This is a genomic window from Streptomyces achromogenes subsp. achromogenes (assembly GCF_000720835.1).
Taxonomy (GTDB): domain Bacteria; phylum Actinomycetota; class Actinomycetes; order Streptomycetales; family Streptomycetaceae; genus Streptomyces; species Streptomyces achromogenes.
This window is the reverse complement of sequence record NZ_JODT01000105.1, coordinates 1-411: the sequence shown is the minus strand read 5'-3', so window position 1 is coordinate 411 and position 411 is coordinate 1. Positions and strand designations below refer to the sequence as shown.

1 protein-coding gene is annotated in these 411 nt (G+C 67.4%); it reads right to left on the bottom strand.

What is annotated here, in order from left to right:
• Positions 1 to 26 precede the first annotated feature (26 nt).
• Positions 27 to 411, bottom strand: a 385-nt coding sequence (locus tag IH25_RS0136895) for an IS256 family transposase (RefSeq protein ID WP_030621477.1), incomplete at its 5' end; no start/stop codon positions are given.

The following is a 411-nucleotide window of genomic DNA, read 5'->3' as shown; positions in this document are numbered from 1 at the left end:
GAGCGGTGTAACTGGGGTGGTTGGGGCTACTGGCGAGCTGCCGGCAGGCGGCCGTCGAAGGTGATGTCGAAGGCGTTCAGCGCGGTCTTCCAGCGCATGTTCCAGCGGGCCTGGTCCCTGCCGGTGGGATCGAGCGACATGATTGCCATGTAGACGCACTTCAGGGCGGCCTGCTCGTTGGGGAAGTGCCCGCGAGCTTTGACCGCTCGGCGGATGCGGGCGTTCACCGACTCGATCGCGTTCGTGGTGCGGACGATCCGGCGGACCTCGGTGTCGAACCGCAGGAAGGGGGCGGATTCCTCCCAGGCGTTCTCCCACAGCTTCACGATCGGCGGATACTTCCTGCTCCAGGCGTCGGCGAACTCGGTGGACCGCTCCAGGGCGGCCTCCTCGGTCGGCGCCGTAGAGACC